The organism is Pseudomonas sp. SJZ131, assembly GCF_007828705.1.
Lineage (GTDB): Bacteria > Pseudomonadota > Gammaproteobacteria > Pseudomonadales > Pseudomonadaceae > Aquipseudomonas > Aquipseudomonas prosekii.
Map to the genome: position 1 here is coordinate 874,243 of NZ_VIVC01000001.1, position 17,708 is coordinate 891,950.

General features: G+C 59.8%; 16 protein-coding genes. 2 read left to right on the plus strand and 14 right to left on the minus strand.

The features are described from left to right. Positions 1–12: 12 nt before the first annotated feature. From FBY12_RS03745 to argH, 8 genes are all read right to left on the minus strand, one after another. Complete coding sequence (locus FBY12_RS03745; protein WP_145251308.1) at positions 13–708, minus strand: HPP family protein; 696 nt, start codon at positions 706–708, stop codon at positions 13–15. A gap of 163 nt (positions 709–871) precedes the next feature. After that, positions 872–2,047, minus strand: a complete 1,176-nt coding sequence (locus FBY12_RS03750; RefSeq protein ID WP_092281275.1) for an MFS transporter — start codon at positions 2,045–2,047, stop codon at positions 872–874. A 162-nt stretch (positions 2,048–2,209) separates the two neighbouring features. After that, the gene (locus FBY12_RS03755; RefSeq protein ID WP_145251310.1) at positions 2,210–3,112 is read right to left on the minus strand and encodes a polysaccharide deacetylase; all 903 of its coding nucleotides are present in this window, start codon (positions 3,110–3,112) and stop codon (positions 2,210–2,212) included. Beyond that, positions 3,105–3,953, minus strand: a complete 849-nt coding sequence (locus tag FBY12_RS03760) for a polysaccharide deacetylase (protein ID WP_145251312.1) — start codon at positions 3,951–3,953, stop codon at positions 3,105–3,107. The genes FBY12_RS03755 and FBY12_RS03760 overlap by 8 nt, the downstream gene beginning before the upstream one ends. A 423-nt stretch (positions 3,954–4,376) precedes the next feature. Then, the gene (locus tag FBY12_RS03775; protein WP_145251316.1) at positions 4,377–5,201 is read right to left on the minus strand and encodes an ABC transporter substrate-binding protein; all 825 of its coding nucleotides are present in this window, start codon (positions 5,199–5,201) and stop codon (positions 4,377–4,379) included. A 52-nt stretch (positions 5,202–5,253) separates the two neighbouring features. Next, the gene (locus FBY12_RS03780) at positions 5,254–6,018 is read right to left on the minus strand and encodes an amino acid ABC transporter ATP-binding protein (protein WP_121757217.1); all 765 of its coding nucleotides are present in this window, start codon (positions 6,016–6,018) and stop codon (positions 5,254–5,256) included. Positions 6,019–6,028: 10 nt separating this feature from the next. Then, complete coding sequence (locus FBY12_RS03785; RefSeq protein WP_092281265.1) at positions 6,029–6,907, minus strand: amino acid ABC transporter permease; 879 nt, start codon at positions 6,905–6,907, stop codon at positions 6,029–6,031. A 407-nt stretch (positions 6,908–7,314) separates the two neighbouring features. Continuing rightward, positions 7,315–8,742 carry an argininosuccinate lyase gene (argH, locus tag FBY12_RS03790; RefSeq protein WP_145251318.1) on the minus strand — a complete coding sequence of 476 codons (1,428 nt, stop codon included), beginning with the start codon at positions 8,740–8,742 and terminating at the stop codon, positions 7,315–7,317. Between the two features lie 295 nt (positions 8,743–9,037). Here argH and FBY12_RS03795 point away from each other — a divergent pair, with 295 nt between their 5' ends. After that, entirely contained in the window at positions 9,038–10,003 is a 966-nt protein-coding gene (locus FBY12_RS03795; RefSeq protein ID WP_145251320.1) for a LysR family transcriptional regulator, read from the plus strand. A gap of 378 nt (positions 10,004–10,381) precedes the next feature. Beyond that, positions 10,382–11,227, plus strand: a complete 846-nt coding sequence (gene xerC, locus FBY12_RS03800; protein ID WP_256663279.1) for a tyrosine recombinase XerC — start codon at positions 10,382–10,384, stop codon at positions 11,225–11,227. A 294-nt stretch (positions 11,228–11,521) separates the two neighbouring features. On the opposite strand, the gene FBY12_RS03805 is transcribed toward xerC, so the two are convergent. The 6 genes from FBY12_RS03805 to FBY12_RS03830 all read right to left on the minus strand — a co-directional run bounded on the left by FBY12_RS03805 (position 11,522) and on the right by FBY12_RS03830 (position 17,633). Further along, complete coding sequence (locus FBY12_RS03805; protein WP_145251322.1) at positions 11,522–12,070, minus strand: membrane integrity-associated transporter subunit PqiC; 549 nt, start codon at positions 12,068–12,070, stop codon at positions 11,522–11,524. 17 nt (positions 12,071–12,087) lie between these two features. After that, entirely contained in the window at positions 12,088–13,743 is a 1,656-nt protein-coding gene (locus FBY12_RS03810) for an intermembrane transport protein PqiB (RefSeq protein WP_121730749.1), read from the minus strand. Continuing rightward, positions 13,724–14,371 (minus strand): paraquat-inducible protein A, encoded by a 648-nt coding sequence (locus FBY12_RS03815; RefSeq protein WP_121730750.1) that lies wholly within the window; start codon positions 14,369–14,371, stop codon positions 13,724–13,726. The genes FBY12_RS03810 and FBY12_RS03815 overlap by 20 nt, the downstream gene beginning before the upstream one ends. Further along, the gene (locus FBY12_RS03820; protein ID WP_121730751.1) at positions 14,368–14,964 is read right to left on the minus strand and encodes a paraquat-inducible protein A; all 597 of its coding nucleotides are present in this window, start codon (positions 14,962–14,964) and stop codon (positions 14,368–14,370) included. The genes FBY12_RS03815 and FBY12_RS03820 overlap by 4 nt, the downstream gene beginning before the upstream one ends. Positions 14,965–15,246: 282 nt before the next feature. Then, a complete protein-coding gene (locus FBY12_RS03825) occupies positions 15,247–16,548 on the minus strand; it encodes an FAD-binding oxidoreductase (RefSeq protein WP_145251324.1) in 1,302 nt (433 codons plus the stop codon). After that, on the minus strand, positions 16,545–17,633 hold the full coding sequence (locus tag FBY12_RS03830; RefSeq protein WP_145251326.1) for a polyamine ABC transporter substrate-binding protein: 1,089 nt from the start codon (positions 17,631–17,633) through the stop codon (positions 16,545–16,547). The genes FBY12_RS03825 and FBY12_RS03830 overlap by 4 nt, the downstream gene beginning before the upstream one ends. Positions 17,634–17,708: the final 75 nt, after the last annotated feature.

Below are 17,708 nucleotides of genomic sequence, written 5' to 3' on the forward strand. Positions count from 1 at the left end.
AACTGCGGGGTGTCAGGGTCTGCTGCTGAGCACTTCGCTGATGCTGCGGCGTTTGGCGTGCAGTTCGCTGGCGTGGATCAGTTGTTCGAGGTCTTCGGGGGTGACGTCGATGAAGGCTTCCATGTCCGCCAGGGCCATTTTCAGATCCTCGGCGGTGATCGCCTGGCTATCGACTGAAGGCATGATCGGCGCAGGTTCCGCCGGGCGTTTTGGATAACGAATCCGCGTCAGGTTGTTGTACGCCAACGCACTCAGCAGCATCGCCGCCGCACTGAGCATCACCGGCGCGAGGGCTTTCCAGTCCAGCGCGATAGTCGCCGGGTCGGCCAGCACCAACAGCAGCGCCAAGGCGCCGGCCGGCGGGTGCAGGCAACGCAGCCAGCACATCAACACCACCGCCATTCCCGCCGCCAGACACGCGCTGCCCAACGTGCGCCCGAGCACATGCGCGACCAGCAGCGAGACTACGCCGGCGCTGAAATAACCGCCAAGAATCGACCACGGCTGGGCGAGGGCACCGGAAGACACCGCGAATAACAAAACCGCCGACGCACCCAACGGGCCGACCAAATGCTGCGCAACCTGAATGCCGAACACCTGGCTGCACAGCCAGACGCTGAACAACGTGCCGAGTGACATGCCAATGGCAGCGCGGCTCCATTCGGAGGGACGGGTATTGATGGCGGCAGGTAACCAGCGAGCAAGCATGATGACGAATGTTCCGTGGCAAAAAAGTCAGGCAAAAAAAAGGCTTAACTGGGAAACCCAGAAAGCCCTTGAAGGTGTCCCTGCTATTGGGGGAGGAACGCGCACAGTTTGCCGCGCCTGCAAGCTGCTGACAAATTCATATTAATGCAGCTTCAGTGCAGTTCTATTGCAGTGAAGCCACGCGTCGTCCAGCGAGGAAACACAGCGATCCGCCAATCGCGGTCAATCCACACAGCGCGTAGAACATGGTCGGCGCCGGTGTGTGCATCAACAAAAAGCCGCAAATCACCGGGCTCAACGCGCCGCCCAGCGCTGCGAGGTTTTGCGCGCCGTAATAACTGCCGCGCAATTCTTCCGGGGCCAGAGTGTCGACGAAGAGGAATTCCGCCGGGTAAATGATCATCTCGCCGAGAGTAAAGATGAACATCGCCACGCACCAGCTCACCAGACTGTCGGCGATGCTGAAGCCGATCAGCCCGAGCACAAACAGGCTGGTGCCACCGGCAATCCAATAGCGCAATTGCTCGCGTTTGAGAAAACGCCCGATCTGGTACTGCAGCAAAATCACGCTGAGCGCATTGCAGGCGAGCAGGGCGGCCATGGTTTGCAGGGCGCGCTTAGAATCCTGGGTCACCAGCAGGTATTGCGACAGGTACAGGGTGAAACGGCCGTGGACCACGGTGCTGAACAAGCAACCGAGGGTGAACATGATCAGCGTGCGGTCGTTTTTCAGGGTGGTCAGGGTTTTCAGAAAACTTTGCGGCTGGCCGATTGCGGGCTTCTGCGCCGGATCTTTGGGAATTCCGCTCATCAGGAAAATGCTGAAAAACGCGATGCCGCCAGCGATCAGGAACGGCGCAATCGGATAGACCCCGGCGATCACCACGCCGAGCATCGGGCCAGTGGCGTAGCCGATGTTGGTCAAGGTGTAACGCAAGGAAAACGCCTTGGCGCGTTGGCCCATGGGCAGGTTTTCGCTGAGGATCGCCTTCGAGCCGATCAGGAATAACGCTGAGGCCGTTTCGGTGATCACAAGAGTCGCGGTGGTCAGGTAGAGGTTGTCGGCGAACGTCAGCAGCACGAAGCCGATGGCGCTGGAGAGCATGGCGAGGATCAGCAATCGGCGCTTTTCCAGGCGATCGATGATGTAGCCGCCATACAGCGCCAATAGTGTGGCGATGAACACGGCGATGCCCAGCAGCAGGCCGACGTCCTGCTGGTTGAGCCCGAGTTTGTTGCTGAGGAACAGCGTGAGCAACGGACTGGTGATGGCGCGGCTGACGACGATTGTCAGCGAGCAGATCATCAAGCGGCGGATAACAAGCGAGTAAGTGGCCACGGTGGGGCAAATGTCCTTATTTAATGAAGATCGTTCGCATGCTCGGCGTGGGAGTGCGGCGATGGAGGTTTGCGTCCGCTTCTGGAACGCGGAGCATCCCGGGCTGCATTCCCACGCGGAGCATGGGAACGATCGCACTCACGTCAGCCATGATCACTTCGCTCATTCCCGGTAATTCCAGTAGTGGCGTTCATACACCGCCGCCGGATGATCCTCGGTAACCTTCAGCGCTGAATCCGCCCACCATTGCGCGACTTCGCCAGCGCTGGCGATCCACACGTCGTTGTGCTGCTGAATGCCCGCCAGCAACTCGCGTAATACGCCGATTCTGCCGGGTGTGGCGATGATTTCCGGGTGCAAGCGCAGCACGTAGCACAGGCCAAAACGGTGAAACCCGGCGAAGTCCATTTGCAGGTTGCCCAGGGTGTGGCTGTACGACGCGATCCGCGATTGTGCCGGCGGCACCGCCGGGCTGAGGTTGAAGGCGAAGTACGGTTCGTCCTCCAACTCGTAATGCAGCGGCAGTTCGATCACCTCGGGCGCGGTCGGGTGGGCGAAGGGCAGGTCATCGCCGCGCCACGAGGACGACCAGCGGATCCCTTGCTCCCTCAACGCCTCGATAAAGCCCGGCGCACCGTTGCCCGCCGGAATGCGAAAACCCACGGGGCGCTGGCCGGTCAGCGCGGCAAGGGCGGCGCAACCCTTGGCAATGTCGGCGCTTTGCTCGGCCAATGTCAGGTTGTCGTAGTTCTGATGGCGGTAGCCGGCGCAGGCGATTTCGTGTCCGCCGGCCTGAATGGCTTTGAGGTGTTCGGGGTTTTCTTCGGCGACGATCCCGGGAATGCACCAACTGCTCGACACGCCCAGTTCGGCGAATAACCCGAGCAAACGCTCGACCCCACGCTGGCTGCCGTAGCGCCACACCGACAGGGTTTTGTCGCGCCCGGCGACTTCCGGGGCTTGGGTGAGGATGCCGTGGATGTCGTTGTAATCGACGGTCAGCACCACGGCGCAGCGATAACCTTGGGGCCAGACACTTTCGGGACGGATCATGCGATCAGCCATGGTGATGCTCCTTCAGCCACCACTGGGCGACATCGCGGCAGGTGGCGAACCACACGTCATCGCGCTGGCGCATGTGTTCGAAGAGTTTTTCCAGCAACAGGATGCGCCCCGGTTTGCCGGTGATCTTGGGGTGGAACAGGGTGGTCAGGCACAGCCCTTCGTCCATCGCGCCGTCGAATTCGCGGCACCAGTTGTCCAGCGTCAGCTCGTAACTGGCGGTGCGGTCCAGGCCCGACGGGAAGTCCGGCGCGCGGGTGTAGGCGAGCGAGGCGTAGTCGTCCATTTCCCAGCGGCCGGGGATTTCCACCAGCGGTGTGTCGAACCCGGGGACGTTGACCAGGTACGGCCGGTCATCGCCGCGCATGCTGCTGGAGTAGGTCACGCCGGCCTCCACGAGCATTGCCGGCGTTTCCGCGCGCCAGTCGCCGGACGGCGTGCGAAAGCCTTCGGCGCGGATGTTCAGGTGTTTCCAGAAGACGCCGCGGGACTTCTGCATGACGGCTTTTTGCTGTTCGAGCGTGAGGGCGTAGAAGGATTCGTGTTTGTAGCCGTGATAGGCGACTTCATGCCCGCGCTCGACGATGGCCTGGCACTGTTTCGGCCAGTTTTCCACGACCCACGCGGGGACGAAGAAGGTCGTCGGGATGTTGAACGCGTCGAGTAGATCGAGAATGCGCGGCAGCGCGCGGTAAGGGCCGTAACCGCCGAAACCGAAGTATTCGGGTTTGTGCCAGTTCGAGCCATTGAGCATCGCATCGCCGGTCGGGCCGTCGAGGTCGAAGGCCAGCGCCAGGCACGCCTTGTGCGGCGCCGGCCAGGTGGGTTGTATCGAGGAGGACATCAGAGGCACCCCAGCAATTTTCAATTAAACACCGCCCCCTGTAGGAGCGAGGCTTGCCCGCGAAGAGGCCGGCACATCCAACATCTCTGTTGCCTGACCCGCCGCTATCGCGAGCAGGCTCACTCCTACATTGGATTTTGGGCGGATCACACATTTGTACGTCACCGCCAACCCCTGTGGGAGTGAGCCTGCTCGCGAAGAGGCCGGCATATCCAACATCTCTGTTGCCTGACCCGCCGCTATCGCGAGCAGGCTCACTCCTACATTGGATTTTGGGCGGATCACACATTTGTGCCTCACATGCCAACCCCTGTGGGAGCGAGCCTGCTCGCGATGAGGTCGGCACATTCAACATCTCTGTTGCCTGACCCAACGCTATCGCGAGCAAGCTTTGCTCCTACATGGGGTGCAACCCTTCTAGGCCTACTTGCCGGCGTTGATGGTCACGGTTTTGATCGCGCCCAGTTCCAGGTCCCACTTTTTCAGGATGGTCTGGTAGCTGCCGTCGTCGATCATGCTTTGCAGTGCGACTTTCACTGCTTCGCTCAACTCGGGTTTTTTCTTGCTCACGCCCAGACCGGTGAACTGCACGGAAATCGGCAGGCCGACGGTTTTGTACATGTCCTTTTCCTGCGTCTTCAGGTACGACAGCGTCTCGCTGCCCTGCATCGCCGCGTCAATCCGGCTCTGACGCAGTTGCGCGCGGGCATCCGCCGAGCCCTCGGTGCCGATCACCACGATCGCCGGTTTACCCGCCGCTTCGCAATTGGCCTGACTGTACGCGGCGATTTCCGCCGGGAACGTGGTGCGGCGGCTGGTGCCGACTTTCTTGCCGCACAGATCAGTGATTTCGTTGAAATCCTTGTTCTTCTGCAAGGTGTAGAACTGCGGACCACTGGTGAAATAGTCGACAAACGTCACGCTGGCCTGGCGCTCGGCGGTGTCGGTCATGCCCGACAACACCATGTCGACGCGGTCAGTGGTCAGCGCGTTGATCATTTGCTCGAAGCCGGTTTCCTGCCATTTGATCTTCACGCCCAGACGCTCGGCCAGCGCGTTGCCCAGGTCATAGTCGAGGCCGGTCAGGGTGTTGGTCGCCGGATCCTTGAAATCCATCGGCGGGTAGTTCGGCATGATCGCCACAACGATCTCGCCTTTTTCCTTGATGTTCGCCGGCAAGTCGGCGGCGTAGGAGACGCTGGAAGCCATCAGGCCGGCGAGTACTGCAGGGATTACGAAATTCTTCATGGTCGTTCTCTTTTGAGTGTTTTGACGCAGCTCTTGGTAGCGAGCCTGGCGCTTAGGTTCGAACGGCAGAAATGAAGCTTTGGGTGCGCGGGTTTTGCGGACTTATTAGTATTTCTTCGGGGCTTCCAGCCTCCACGATCTGCCCGCCGTCCATAAACACCATGCGGTTGGACACTTCGCGAGCGAAGCCCAGTTCATGGGTGACGACGATCATGGTCATGCCGGTCTGCGCCAGATCGCGCATCACCGACAGCACCTCACCGACCAGTTCCGGGTCGAGTGCCGAAGTAGGTTCATCGAACAGCATCAACTTGGGGCGCATGGCCAACGCGCGGGCAATCGCCACGCGTTGCTGCTGGCCGCCGGACAACTCAATCGGGTAGCTGTCGCGTTTGTCCGCCAGACCGACGCGGGCGAGCAATTCCAAAGCCTCTTCGTGCGCCTCTTTGGGCGAACGTTTGAGCACCTGGCACGGACCTTCGATGATGTTTTGCAGCACGGTCATGTGCGGAAACAGATTGAAGCGCTGGAACACCATGCCGGTCGACAGGCGCTGGCGGGCGATCTGCGATTCATTGAGTTCGTGCAGTTTGTTGCCGACCACGCGATAACCGACCAGCTCGCCATCGACCCAGAGCCCGCCCTTGTCGATTTTCTCCAGTTGATTGACGCAGCGCAGCAAGGTGCTTTTGCCCGAGCCGGACGGGCCGATGATGCACAGCACTTCGCCTTGCTCGACTTCGATGTTGATGTCCTTGAGCGCGTGAAACTGGTCGTAATACTTGTTCAGGCTGACGGCCTTGACGATGTTTCTCATGATCGATTCCTCAAGAACGCTTGCCGGCGCCGCGAGCGAAACGACGCTCCAGACGGCTTTGGCCAAAGGACAGCACGGTGACTGCAACCAGGTACCAGATGCCGGCGACGATCAGCAGCTCCATGACGCGGGCGTTGGCGTAGTAGATGTTCTGCGCGTTGTAGAGCAGCTCCGAGTACTGGATAACACTGGCCAGCGAGGTCATTTTGACCATGCCGATAAACTCGTTGCCGACCGGCGGAATGATGATGCGCATGGCTTGCGGCAGGATGATCCGGCGCAACGCTTGCAGGCGCGGCATGCCGATCGACTTGGCCGCTTCGTACTGGCCGGTGTCCACCGACAACAGCCCGGCGCGCACTACTTCGGCGGTGTAGGCGCCCTGGTTGATGCTCAGGCCGAGGAGGGCGGCGACGAACGGGGTCATCAGGCTCACGGTGTCCATTTCGAACAGGCCGGGGATGCCGATGGTGGGGAAAATCAGCGCCAGGTTGAACCACAACAGCAGTTGCAGAATCAGCGGCGTGCCGCGAAACAGCCAGGTGTAAGTGAGCGCGACGTAACGCAGGATCGGGTTGGCCGACATGCGCATGATCGCGGTGATCACCCCGAAGACGATCCCCAGCGCCATCGCCAGCACGGCCATGACGATGGTGTTGAACAAGCCCCACAAAATCGCTTGTGAGGTGACGAACTGGCCGATGTACGACCATTCGATCTTGCCTTCGGCGAAGGCGCGCACCAAACCGAGGATGGCGATGACGATGATGGTGGCGAAGAAGATCCGCCCGTAATAACGCCGTGGCACGTGGTGGTACTGGGTGATATCGAACTGGTTTTCCGCCAGTTTGCGCTCCGACTGGAGACGTTCTGCCTGAGTCTGGCTCATATGGGTTCTCCGTAAACTGGGTGATTCAGGCCAACCACGATCCCACAGGTTTTGTGTCTGGCTCGGTCCTTGTGGGAGCTGAGCTTGCTCGCGATAGCGGTGGGTCATTCACCGATGATGCCGACTGATACGACCTCTTCGCGAGCAAGCCTTGCTCCCACAGGTTTTGGATCTGGCTCGGACCTTGTGGGAGCCGAGCTTGCTCGCGATAGCGGCGGGTCATTCGGCATTGATGCCGGCTGATACGACCTCTTCGCGGGCAAGCCTTGCTCCTACAGGGTTTGTGTCTGGATCGGTCCTTGTGGGAGCTGAGCTTGCTCGCGATAGCGGTGGGTCATTCAGCATTGATGCCGGCTGATACGACCTCTTCGCGGGCAAGCCTTGCTCCTACAGGGTTTGTGTCGTGTTCAGAGGCGGAAGCCATTGTAATTTTCGGTCCACGCGTGTTGCGCGGCGAGGGCGGTTTTCAGGCGGGCGATCTGCTCGCGCACCTGCTGCGGCGCGGTGCCGCCCCAGCCACTGCGTGCGGCGATGGCCGCTTCCAGGGTCAGGCTGTCGCGCACCTCGGCGGTCAAACGCAGATCAATCTCTGCCAGCAACGCCGGCGACGCTTCCCACAATTCGATGTCATGTTTCTCACAGGCCTGAACCAGCGCGCCGGTGATTTCATGCGCTTCCTTGAACGGCACTCCGCGCATCGCCAGCCAGTCCGCGACTTCGGTGGCGAGAGTGAAGCCCAGTGGCGCCTGACGCCGCAGCTCTTCAACGTTGACCTTCATGGTCGCAACCATCCCGGCCATGGCCGGCAGCACCAGCAGCAGCGTATCGACACTGTCGAGCACGCCGTTTTTGTCTTCACTCAAGTCGCGGTTGTACGACAGCGGCAGGGATTTGAGCGTCGAGAGCAACCCGGTGAGGTTGCCAATCAGCCGACCAGCCTTGCCGCGCGCCAGTTCGGCGATGTCCGGGTTCTTCTTCTGCGGCATGATCGAGCTGCCCGTCGCGTAGGCATCGTCCAGCGCAACCCAGCGAAATTGCCGCGACGACCACAGGCAAAATTCCTCGGCGAGGCGCGAAATGTTGATCCCGAGCATGCTGGCGATAAACAGGAATTCGGCGACGTGGTCGCGGCTGGCGACGGCATCAATGGAGTTTTCGCAGACGCCGCTGTAACCCATTTCCTTCGCCGATTGCTGCGGCAGGCGCGCAATCGCCGAGCCGGCCATCGCCGCCGCGCCGAGTGGCGACAGCGAGGTGCGATTATCCCAGTCGACCAAACGCTGCACGTCGCGCAGCATCGATTGCGCGTGAGCCAGCAAGTGGTGGGCAAAAACGATTGGCTGGGCTTGCTGCAAGTGCGTGAAACCGGGGCAAATGCTTTCGATATGTTGCTCGGCCTGCTCGACCAGCGCTTGCTGCAATGCCAGCACTTCTACGGCCAGGGTGCGCACGTGATCACGCAGAAAAAGACGCAGGTCGTTGGCTGTCTGGTCGTTGCGCGAACGCCCGGCGCGCAGCTTGCCACCGAGGGCGCCGAGGCGTTCGGTGAGCAGGCGTTCGATGAAGGTGTGGACGTCTTCGTCGTCCAGCGTCGGGGCGATGCGGCCAGCGCGGAAATCACTGCCGATACGCTCCAGCGCGTCGAGCATGGTCAGGGTTTCCTGCTCACTCAACAGCCCGGCGCGTTGCAATTCACGGGCATGCGCCTTGGAACCGGCGAGGTCGTACGGCGTAAGGCGAAAGTAGCGCTCAGGGCAACGGGACAGGGCCGCCAGGGCTGCGGATGGGCCGCTTTTGAAGCGTGCTCCCCAGAGACGGTCGGTGTTTTGCGACATTGTTGTTTTCCTCGTCGGTAAAGCGAACTGATCGATGTGCCAGAAGCTCGAATAACCACCACGAATCAATCGGGCGGAGTCAGGCCAAAGCAGTATTCAAAGGGGCAGTTGCGAAGGAGCGAGAACTGATCGAAGTGTCAGTTTTTAATGGTGCTAAATCAGTGAGTTGGCACTCAGGTACGGAATTGATCAGCGGTTGCCAAGCCTTGTTTTCTGTGTTCATTATTATTGGCCAGCTATGTTTTTGTTGTTGGACACAGAGTGTTGAATAGGGCGCCAGAGGTAAATAAGCATTATGGAAACCCCACTTTCCAATTCCGGAAACCCGCCGCCAAAGCCGACTCAGCGGGCGCCGTTGGCGCTCAGTGGGCTGGATTTCAAATTGCTCAAAGTGTTCAAGGCAGTGGTCGAGGCCGGTGGCTTCAGTGCCGCGCAGAATGAGTTGAACGTGGGCCTGGCAGCCATCAGCAAACAGATTTCCGACCTGGAGATTCGCATCGGCATGCGTCTGTGCACCCGAGGGCGAGAGGGTTTTCACCTGACCGAAGAAGGCCGATTGGTGTATCAGGCGTCGATTGATTTGTTTGCCTCGGTCGATAACTTTCGTGATCGCCTTAGTTCAGCGCAGAACGAACTTATCGGTGACCTAGGTGTGGGCGTTATTGACAATACGATTACTGACCCAAACTCTCCGTTAGTTGCTGCGCTTAAACGCCTGAATGATCAGTCGCCGAAAGTAAGGTTTCAACTTCAGGCATCACAGTTGGATGAAGTAGAGCGCGGTGTTGTCGAGGGGCGTTTGGTGGCGGGGATTGTTCCGGTTTATCAGAAACGTGAAGAGTTCGATTACTACGCGTTATATGAGGAACGCTCGCAGGTTTACTGCGCGCTCGGGCATCCGTTGTTCGAGGTGCCGGACGCCGAGATCAGCAGCCAGATGCTCAAGGATCACGAGTGCGTCAACCACCGTTATGCGATTCATCGGGACAAGCTCAACTTTGCTCGGTACGACAGTTTTTCCGCCTCGGCCACCCAGGTCGAAGCCGTGGCGTTGCTGGTCAAGACCGGGCGTTTTATCGGTTTTCTGCCGCAGCATTACGCGGCGACGCTGGTCGCCCAAGGGCAGTTTCGCGCGCTGCGGCCGGAGTTGATCAACATCGTTACGCCATTCAATCTGATCCTGCGGCACAACACCGTGCGCAGCCCATTGGTCAAAGCGTTTGCGCAAGCACTGTGCGTCGACCTGAAAGCCCCGATTTAACGTACACACAACCCCTGTAGGAGCCGAGCTTGCTCGCGAAGGCGTCATTACATTCAACATTAATGTTGGCTGATACGGCCTCTTCGCGAGCAAGCTCAGCTCCTACAGAAGAGTGTGTTGGTGGTATGTGCGAAAAGCGATTTGCATCAATAAGTTGCCGGCTATTTTAAGAGCGGGTTCGGGTTGACATTTTTCGTTTCGCTGGTCAGCTTGTGGCGCGGCTAACGGCCGCGAGCGAACTATTCAGTTATTGTGTTGAACCGCTTTTTTCCAAGGTTTTTTCGTTTGATTGACTTACCCGATGTTGAACCGCAGGCCGCCAAAGCCAACCCGTTGACCGTGTATCTGGCGCGCCTGGCGCCTTCCAGCCAACTGACCATGCGTTATGTCTTGCAAGACGCGGCGGACCGTTTGGGCTTCGAAGACATGAACATCGAGGAGATCCCCTGGCATCAACTGCAGCCGGAGGATGTCATCGCGTTAGTGGCTGCGCTGCGCACTGACGGTTATGCGCCGAATACCTCGTCGCTGTACGTCAACGCTGTGCGTGGGGTGATGAACGAAGCGTGGCGCATGAGCCTGATCAGTCAGGAACACCTGCTGAAAATGCGTTCTGTGCAAGGCATCAGCGGCACGCGTTTGTCGCAGGGACGCAATCTCAAACGCACGTTGATTCAGGAGTTGATGGAAGTCTGCGCGGCGGACCCTCGACCACAAGGCTTGCGCGACGCGGCGATTATTGCGGTGTTGTATGGCTCGGGAATGCGCAAGTCGGAATCGGTGAACCTGGATTTGAACCAGGTCGATTTCAACGAACGCAGTTTGCGTGTAACGGCGAAGGGCAATAAACAGTTGATCAAGTACGCGCCGGCGTGGGCATTTACCAAGTTGGAGGCGTGGCTGGAGTTGCGCAGGTCGCAGTTGGGCGAGGGCGTTGAGGACGATGGGTTTCTGTTCAACCGTATCCGTCGCGGCAGCCACATTACCCGCGAGCGTATTACCAAACATGCGATTTACTACATCGCCCGCCAGCGGGGCGCGCAGGTTGGCGTGAAGATCATGCCGCACGATTTCCGCCGTTCGTTTATCACTCGGGTGATTGAAGAGCACGACTTGTCGATCGCGCAGAAACTCGCGCATCACAGCAACATCCAGACCACCGCCAACTACGACGTCCGCGACGACAACGAACGCCGCCGCGCCGTGGACCGCTTCGATTTGTAAACCCACACACTCCTGCGCCAGACCGGCCGAAACGCGAGCAAGCTCGCTCGCCACAGGTACGCGGTGCTTTCCCTGCCAATGTTCGCGGGATATCGCTGAAGGTGATCACCGCAATCGCGGGTTCACACACAACCCGTGGCGAGCGAGCTCGCCACAGGTACGCGGTGCTTTCCCTGTCAATGTTCGTCGGATATCGCTGAAGGTGATCTCCGCAATCGCGGGTTCACACACACACAACCTGTGGCGAGCGAGCTTGCTCGCGTTGGGCTGCGCAGCGGCCCCCAATTCCCCTGATCAACCCTGCGCCGGGCACCCACGCTGGCTGGCGGCCGCCTGGCTGATCACCGCGGCCAGACGCTTGACGTTGTTTTGCTGCGCCGTCACCAGATCTTCGATCGACGGCCCCGACGGCGTTTGCAAAGTACTGCGGCACGTCACCAATGCGCTATCGCCGGCACCCAGCGGACGTAGACGCCATTTCACATCGATCAAACCGTACTGCCCAGGAATCGAATCAAAGCGCTGCACGTCCACGCGCACCGATACCTTGCGCTGCGGATTGGCGTTGGACAGCTGATCAACCAGCGCACTGCGCAACTCATCCGCGAGGCTCGCGCCCCACCAATCGGTTTCGAGAATCGCCAGCCCGCTGTTGCCCTGGCGAATCACAATCTGCGCCCGATCAACCTGCGGCGGCACGCTGATGCCTTCGATGCGGATCTCGTCGCCACTGCCGCGCGCCGGTTGCGCCGGGGTCAGCGTATGAAACTGAATCGGGTCGCTGCGACACGCCGTCAACAGCAACAACGCGGCGAGCAAGGTAATCTTCGGCGAAAAAGCCATGGGTGTTGCTCCTGTGGTCAGTTGCGCGGCGGACCTTGCAAGTCGTTCGGGGCTGCGTTGTCGGGACGCCCGCGCAGCAGCGATTCCGGATGGCGGCCGAGGTAATCCGAGAGTTCACGCAGTGAGCGCGACATCCGCTTCAGTTCGTCCAGGGTCTGGGTGATCTGCTCACGCTGCGGTGAATCTTCGGCCAACGTCGAACTGGCCGAATTCAGGGTCTTGCTCACATCCGCCAGCGTCGATTGCACGCCGGGCAAGGTTTTCGCGTTGAACTGCGTCAGGCCTTTGCGCAACTCGACGAGGTTGCTGTCGAGGTTGCTGGCGATGCGTTCGACCGGCAATTTGTTGATCTTGTCGACCATCGCCTGCAGCTTGCCTTGCAATTCTTCCAGGCTGCCCGGAATGGTCGGAATGCTCACCGGCCGCACGCTCGGATCGAAGGCGACTTTCTCCGCTTTCGGGTAGAAATCCAGCGAGATATACAGCTGGCCGGTCAGCAGGTTGCCACTGCGGGCCTGCGCGCGCAGGCCGTTTTCGATAAACGTGCCCATCAGCCGCACGCCGGCCGCTTCGTCGTTGGGATCATGCATCAGCGCCTTGACCATTTTGGTGTGCGCCTGACCCAGCCGTTGCGGGTAAATGACGATGCCGACGTTGACCGGGAAACTGCGTTTTTTCTCGTCGAAATCAAGATTGATCGACACCACCCGGCCAATTTCCATGCCGAGGAATTCCACCGGCGCATTGACCTTCAAGCCGCGCAACGCCTGATCGAAACGCAGACTCAGGTATTGCGGCTTGCCGTTGGGTGGGGCGAGGGCGGTGACCTGGTCGTCGAACAGCTCGAAGGTTTTTTCCTCGGTGGCCGGCTGATCGTTGGGGCTGTACTCCGGCGCACGGAATGCGACGCCGCCGACCAGCAGCGATGACAACGATTCAGTCTTCACCGCGAAGCCGTTGGCGCCGATGTTCAAGTCGATGCCGCTGGCGTTCCAGAAACGCGTGTTCTCGGTGACATAAGCGTCGTTCGGCGCGTGGATGAACAGCTCGATATTCACGCCTTTACCGTCGCCATCCAGCGCATAAGCCACCACTTGGCCGACCTGGATTTTGCGGTAGTAAACCGGCGAGCCGATGTCCAGCGAACCGAGGTCCTGGGAATGCAGGGTGAAGCGCTTGCCGGGCTCGCCGTAAGTGATCGGCGGCGGGTTTTCCAGGCCTTTGAAATTCTTCGCGCGACCGTTGGCGTGACCGATATCGGCGCCGATGTAGTCACCGGACAGCAAGGTGTCGATGCCGGAAACGCCCCCCGCGCCGATACGCGGACGCACGACCCAGAATTGCGAGTCTTCGCGAGTGAAGGTTTCCGCCTGTTTCGACAGTTTGATGGTAGCGTCGACGCTTTTCTGATCGTCGCTCAGCTCGACTTCAGAGACGTGACCGATCACCACGTTGCGGTATTTGACTTCGGTTTTGTTGGCGGTCAAACCGTTGCCGGTCTTGAACGTGACGACGATGGTCGGGCCTTCCTGCATGAGGGTGTGGACCACCAGCGAGATGCCCACCAGCACCGCGACGATCGGCACGATCCACACCAGCGAAACGCTGAAACGACGAGTCTTGATACTGGCCTGACCCGGGGCTTGCGGCCCGTCAGTGGCTTGCGACTTCATCCGTGACCTCCTCGTTGTGGGGCGATTTATCCCAAATCAGGCGTGGATCGAAACTCATCGCCGAGAACATGGTGAAGACCACCACCAGACCGAAAAAAAGAATGCCCGGCCGTGGCTCGATATCGGCCAAGGCCTGGAATTTCACCAGCGACGCCACCAGCGCAACGACGATCACGTCGAGCATCGACCAATAACCGATGACTTCGACGAAGCGGTAAAGCTTCGCACGCTCCTTGCGCGCCCAATCGCTGTCGCGTTGCACGGTGACCAGCAGCAGGGTCAGGGCGACGAATTTGATTCCGGGCACGGCGATGCTGGCGATAAAGATGATCAGGGCGATGTCCCACGCGCCGGCCTCCCAGAACTCTAAAACGCCGCTCATGATGGTGCTGTCGGCGCCGGCACCGACCATTTTGGTGTTCATCACCGGCAGCAGATTGGCCGGCACGTAAAACGCCAGCGCGGTGAACATGAAGGCCCAAGTCCGCGCCAGTGAGTTGACCTTGCGCCGATGCAACGGCGCGCCGCAGCGTTCGCATTCGTGCGGCTCGCCTGTGGTGTCACACGCCATGCCGCAGCTGTGGCACAGGCACAGATCAAGTTCACTGGCGAGCGGCGGCGTGCTCATAGGTCGTCCCACAAATCACGGATATCGCGCCCAGCGATGCGGATCATCATCAGGCTGAGGATCGCCAGGGCGAACAGGCCGATGCCGGGCAGTACGTCGAGTAGCCCAGCGAGTTTGATCACCGCGACCATTGCGCCGAGCAGGCAGACTTCGAGCATGCTCCACGGGCGCAGGGTTTCCAGCCAGCGCATGCAGAAACTGAAACCCGGCGAGCGCTGGCGGTTGAGGGCGAAACTCAGGACCCAGATCAACAGGATCAGCTGGATGATCGGCGCGATGATCATCGAGATCGCCGCGACCAGCGCAATGAAGGTGATCGGCCCGAGGCTCAGCGCGACCACCGAATCCCACAACGTCGCGCTGTTTTTCAGGCCCTGGAGGCTGATGCTCATGACCGGGTAGAAATTGGCGAACATCCACAGCATCAGCGCGGTGACAGTCAGTGCCAGGCGTTGCTGCAATGTCAGGCCGTTATAACGCTGGAGCACGCCGCCGCAGCGGGTGCACAGGGTTTTCTGATGTTTGGCGAGCGTGACTTTTTCAAACACGCAGTCGCAGTGCTCGCAGATGATCAACTGGTCATTCTTGGCCATGGGTCGCATTCGCAAGGAGGCAGGAAAGTCAGAGCACCTCCTCAATATAGAAGTGCCTCGCGATAGAGCAAATCGAAAGGCTGATCAAAGGGATGGGAGGACCGACGACGAGATATTCGTTTAACGCGACGGTGAGCCTGAAACCCCCTCCGCTTTTGTAGGAGCTGAGCTTGCTCGCGAAGGCGGTGGGTCAGTCGATATAAATGTCGGCTGACCCGCCGCTTTCGCGGGCAAGCCTCGCTCCTACGGGGGGCGGCGGGAATTTCCTTGTGAGGTCAGCGGCTAGCCGAGCATTTCGCGCAGGCGATACCAGAACATGCCGAGGGCCAGCAGCGGCGAACGCAAGGCGCGGCCGCCGGGGAAGGTCATGTGCGGCACTGCGCTGAAGACGTCGAAACCCTGGCTGTGACCGGCGTGAATCGCTTCGCCCAGCAACTTGGCGCACCAGTGGGTGACGTTGAGGCCATGGCCGGAATAACCCTGGGCGTAAAACACGTTCGGGTGCAGGCTCAAGCGGCCGATCTGCGGAAAGCGGTTGGCGGAAATACCGATTTTGCCGCCCCACTGATAGTCGATGCGCACATCCGCCAGTTGCGGGAACACCTTGAGCATCGCCGGGCGCATGTAAGCGCCGATGTCCGACGGATCGCGCCCCGAGTAATGACACGCGCCGCCGAACAGCAATCGCCGGTCCGCCGAGAGCCGATAGTAATCCAGCCCGACTTTCTGATCGCACAACGCCAGATTCTGCGGGATCAACTGTGCGGCAAGATCCAGCGGCAACGGTTCGGTGGCGATGATGTAACTGCCGGCCGGCAGCACTTTGCCGCTGAGTTTCGGTTCGAGTTCTTCCAGATGCGCGTTGCAGCCGAGCACCAAACTGCCGGCGCGCACCGTGCCGCCAGCACACCGAACCTGCACCGTGCTGCCATGGATAATCTCCAGCACCGGACTCTGCTCAAAAATCCGCACGCCCAGCGATTGCGCCAGTTGTGCTTCGCCGAGCACCAGGTTGAGCGGGTGCAAATGCCCCGAGCCCATGTCGATCAGACCACCGGCGTACACCGAGGAATCCACCACTTGCTGACGCATCTGCTCGGGCGCCACCAGTCGCGTTTCATGCGCATAACCTTGCGCGAGCAGTTGCTCCTGCTCGACTTTGAATGCAGCAAACTGCGCTGGCGTATTGGCCAATTCGCAGAAACCCCAGCGCAGGTCGCAATCGATCCCGTGTTGCTCGATGCGATTGCCCACCAGCGCCACCGATTCAACCCCGGCGCGCTCCATGTAACGCACGCCTTCCTCGCCGACATAACGGGCAAAACCGCTGACGTCGTGGCCGATGCCGCGAATCAATTGCCCGCCATTGCGCCCGCTGGCGCCCCAGCCAATCCGCCGCGCCTCGAGCAGAATCACCGAGAGCCCACGCTGCGCCAGTTCGATCGCGGTGTTGACCCCGGTAAATCCGCCGCCAATCACACACACGTCGGCCTCAAGGTCTGAGGCCAGCGCGGGGTAGGGCGCCATGGCTTTTGCCGTGGCGGCGTAATAGGAATGGGCGTGTTGGTCGCTGAACTGATTCATTTATTGGACTTCACTTTGCTCCAGGAACGGGTCATCAAACGCATGATCGCCTGGGGCGGGGTGGTAGAAATGTAGAGTTTGTCGAGCACCGCTTGCGGCGGATAAATCTCGGGGTTGTTCACCAGCGATTCATCCATGTATTGCTTGGCCGCCGGGTTCGGGTTGGCGTAACCCACCGTCGCGCTGACGTTGGCGATCACTTGCGGGTCGAGCAGGTAATTGATGAAGGCGTGCGCCTCTTTCGGGTTGCTCGCATCGGCCGGAATCGCCAGCAAATCGAACCACAAGTTACTGCCTTCTTTCGGAATGGCATAGGCGATGTTCACGCCGTTTTTCGCTTCCTTGGCCCGATTGGCCGCCTGGAACACGTCGCCGGAGTAACCGAACGCTACGCAGATGTCGCCGTTGGCCAGGTCGGACACGTATTTCGAGGAGTGGAAATAGGTGATGTACGGCCGAATGCTCAGCAGTTTGGCCTCGGCTTTTTTATAGTCTTCAGGGTTTTCGCTGCGCGGGTCCATGCCCATGTAGTTGAGGATCGCCGGAAATACTTCGTCCGCCGAGTCCATCATCGACACGCCGCAAGCGCTGAGTTTTTTCAGATTCTCCGGTTCAAACAGCACGGCCCAGGAATCGATGTGATCGATGCCGAGCACTTGCTTGACCTTGTCGACGTTGTAACCGATGCCATTGGTGCCCCACAGGTAAGGGACCGAATGCGCGTTCTCGGGATCGTTTTTCTCCAGCAGCGCCAGCAGTTTCGGGTCGAGGTTCTTGAAGTTCGGCAGTTGCGAACGATCCAGTTTGAGGAACGCGCCGGCCTTTACCTGGCGGGCGAGAAAGTGGTTGGACGGCACCACCACGTCGTAACCGGTGCGCCCGGCGAGCAATTTGCCTTCCAGGGTTTCGTTGGAATCGAACACGTCATAAATCACTTTGATCCCGGTTTTCGCCTGGAAGTCGGCGAGGGTGGTCTCGCCGATGTAATCGGTCCAGTTGTAGACACTGACGCTCGGCGCGGCCTGCGCGCCGGCGCTGAACAAAACGGCCAATGCAGCCGGGACCATGGATTTCAATAGACGCATGACGACACCTCTTTGAGTTATTGGACTTTTTCAGGCGTTTCTTTGCTGTTCTGAAGGCTGTCATCGCGAGCAAGC